This is a genomic window from Roseitalea sp. (genome assembly GCF_984466335.1).
On record NZ_CFIFWG010000231.1, the window covers coordinates 1 to 3,050 of the forward strand.

Genomic DNA, 3,050 nt, shown 5'->3' on the forward strand with positions numbered 1-3,050 from the left:
CGGCGCGGGCCTGCCCGGCGTCGTCTCCTCGGCGGCGATTCTCGACAAGCTGGTGCCCCATGCCCGCGAACGCGCGTAAGACCCCCCTTCTGAGCGCCCGCGACCGGCGGCTTTGCCACCAGTCGATCCGGGCCGGCTCGAAGAGCTTTCACGCCGCCTCGCGCCTTCTGCCGCGCGATGTGCGCCTGGGCGCGCGCGCGCTCTATGCCTTCTGCCGCTCATCGGACGATCTGGTCGACGACACCGGCAATGACGGGCGCGCCTCGCAGCGCCTCAGGGAGCGGCTCGAACGGATCTATGCCGGCCGGCCGATCGATCTCGTCTGCGATCGCGCCTTCGCCGCCGTCGCACAGACCTACCGGATCCCGATCGGGGTGCCGATGGCGCTGATCGAGGGGTTCGAATGGGACGAGGCGGGGCGCGCCTATCATACGCTTGACGAACTGAAGGCCTATGCGGCGCGCGTGGCATCGACCGTGGGCGTCATGATGGCCATGGCGATGGGCCGCCGCGACCGGGCCGTGCTGGCCCGTGCCGCCGATCTCGGCCTTGCCATGCAGCTGACAAACATTGCGCGCGACGTGGGCGAGGATGCCCGCCGCGGCCGCATCTACCTGCCGCTCGACTGGCTCGCCGAGGAAGCGGTCGACCCCGATGCGCTGCTTGCCGCGCCGGCCTTCACGCCGCGCCTCGGCCGCGTCGTCGCGCGCCTGCTCGACCAGGCGGACCGGCTCTATGACCGCGCCCTGACCGGCGTCGGGGGGCTTCCCGTCGATTGCCGTCCGGCGATCCGCGGCGCCGCCTTCGTCTATCGCGAGATCGGCCGCGAAATCCGGAAAGCGGGCTGCAATTCGATCGACAGGCGCGCCCATACGAGCCGGCGGCGCAAGGGCGAACTGATCGCGATCGCCGCGCTGACGCCCTTTCCGTTCCGGCCGCCCATGGGCGATGCGGCCGATCCGGCGGCGGCCTTCCTCGTCGACATCGCCGCCGCGCCCGGTCCGATCGTGCCACGGTCGGTGGACGCCAAGCTGGGCCGCATGCTGGAGATCATCGGCAATGCCCGCGAACGCCAGCAGCGGGCGCACATGGCCGCCGGCTCCCGGAGCTGACCCCCGCATTCAGGCTTGAGCCGGCCCCCGGCGCCGATAGCGCGCCCGGCGCGGCATGCGGAACGGGAGCATGGCCTTGACGAGCGGGTTGGCGAAACGCCGTCCCGAAAAGCTCTCATGCATCAGCCGCACGCTCTGGCCGAACAGCACCGTATCGACGCTCTGGCGCAGATAGAACGGCCCGTCCTCAAGCGTTTCGACGAGTGTCGGCACATGGCCGGGATCGGCGTGCGCGCCGCGTTCGACGCCCCAGAAGCCGCGCTTGAGCCTCGTATAGGGCGGCGGGTCCCGCTCGGCGACCGTGCCGTCCCTGTCGAAATGGAGCACGAGGAAGCCGCGCGAGCCGTCGAGCCGTTCGGTGTCGTAGAGGATGACGGACCGGCCGCCCGGCATGGCGCCGCGCGCCCAGTCCCAGCGCGCGAAACTGTTTTCGAGCCCGGTCTCGCCCCAGTTGGAATCGAGATAGCCGTGGCCGGACCAGTCGGGCATCGAGCCTTTGGTGAACGCAAGCGCGATGTCGCCCGACGGCGCGATCGGCCACCAGCGCTGCCGGCCCTGGGCGTCGATGTCGAAGGCCCTGCCGGTTACGGCATGCGGCGACAGGGTGATGCGGCCGGCCACGCGCTCGGGCAGCCATTGGCGCGGCGGGCGCGGCACGGCGATCTCGTCGAAATCGACGGTCAGCCGCCCCCCGTGCCAGGCCAGTTGGCTCGGACCGACGCGGAAATGGGCGGCATCGCGGCGCATGGCGGCGCGGCCGCGCTCGGTCATCGTCCAGCGATTGCCGCCGGGCGCGTAGAGCGCGACGTTGATGCACACATGGTCGTCCGGATCGCGTCGCCCGCGCCAGGCATAGTAAGGCGAAAAGACCGAGCCGACGAACGCGATCACCGATACGCCGTAGCGCCCGCACGCGCTCAGCCCGTCGACATACCACCACAGATATCCGGCGGCGGGGACGATGGCGTCGAAGGCCGGTCCGACAGAAAGGCGTCCGCCGCCTGCATCCCGGAAAGCGTCGCCATCGGCACGCCCGGCCCCGGATGGACGCTCCCCCCCGCCAGATAGAGGCCCCTGAGCGCCGTCCGCGCGCCGGACCTTCGGAAGCTCGCCAGCCATCCGTGCGTCGCCCGGCCGTAAAGCGCGCCACCGCTGCCCGGAAACAGCCGGGCGAACCGCGCCGGCGCCGTCACCTTCGCCGTCAGGGCCGAGCGGTCGAGGGTCATTCCGCAACGGGCCAGTTGATTGAGTGTCGTTGTCAGGCATCGGTCGATCTCTTGGTCGTCATCGTCTTTCATGTCTCCGTCGGCGGGCGCGTTGACCAGCATCAAAACCCGCTCGCGCCCCGCGCGCCGCGCCGCCGGGCACAACGTGCCGTCGGCGCCGCGGTCCTGCGCGCAGATATAGACGGTCGGCCGGGCGGCGATCCGGCGTTCCCGGAAGATGGCCGAGAACTCGGCGGCATAATCGGGCGCGAACAGGACGGTGTGGTGGGCGAGCGGGAAGTCCGCCAGGGGGATCGTGCCGGCGATCGCCATCGCCGACAGGGACCGGTCCGCCGGCGCCACGGGCCTGCGTGCCGCTGCCCGCGCCGCCGCGCCCATCAGCCCCGCGCCGAGCGCCGAGACATCGCCGTTGAAGACGACCGCCCGTGCCCCGATCACCTCGCCATCGTCGAGCACGACGCCGGTCGCGAACCGATCCCCATCGGTGAGGATGCGGGCGACGCCGGCGCCGAACCGGTAGCGCGCGCCGCGCGCCGCGCCCAGGCGCACAAGGCCCCGCGCCAGCGCGTGCATGCCGCCCCCGACCATCCAGACGCCCTCCTGCTCGACATGGGCGACGAGCATCAATGTGGCGGGCGTGGCGAACGGGGACGAGCCCACATAGGTGGCGTAGCGCCCGAACAGCTGCCGCAGGCGCCGGTCGGGGAAATAG

3 protein-coding genes are annotated in these 3,050 nt (G+C 71.5%); 1 reads left to right on the forward strand and 2 read right to left on the reverse strand.

All coding sequences use genetic code 11. The annotated features are described in order from the left end of the window. Positions 1-59 precede the first annotated feature (59 nt). Entirely contained in the window at positions 60-1,112 is a 1,053-nt protein-coding gene (locus AC5E6L_RS14840; RefSeq protein ID WP_491774335.1) for a phytoene/squalene synthase family protein, read from the forward strand. A gap of 9 nt (positions 1,113-1,121) precedes the next feature. On the opposite strand, the gene AC5E6L_RS14845 is transcribed toward AC5E6L_RS14840, so the two are convergent. Together AC5E6L_RS14845 and AC5E6L_RS14850 are read right to left on the reverse strand one after the other, a co-directional pair. Then, the gene (locus AC5E6L_RS14845) at positions 1,122-2,003 is read right to left on the reverse strand and encodes a carotenoid 1,2-hydratase (protein ID WP_491229665.1); all 882 of its coding nucleotides are present in this window, start codon (positions 2,001-2,003) and stop codon (positions 1,122-1,124) included. 26 nt (positions 2,004-2,029) lie between these two features. Beyond that, the coding region (locus AC5E6L_RS14850) for a phytoene desaturase family protein (protein ID WP_491774337.1) at positions 2,030-3,050 on the reverse strand (1,021 nt) is incomplete at its 5' end.

Bases quoted from the DNA above. Each gene is read 5' to 3' on its own strand.
- AC5E6L_RS14840 (WP_491774335.1), top strand. From the start codon at position 60: ATGCCCGCGAACGCGCGTAAGACCCCCCTTCTGAGCGCCCGCGACCGG.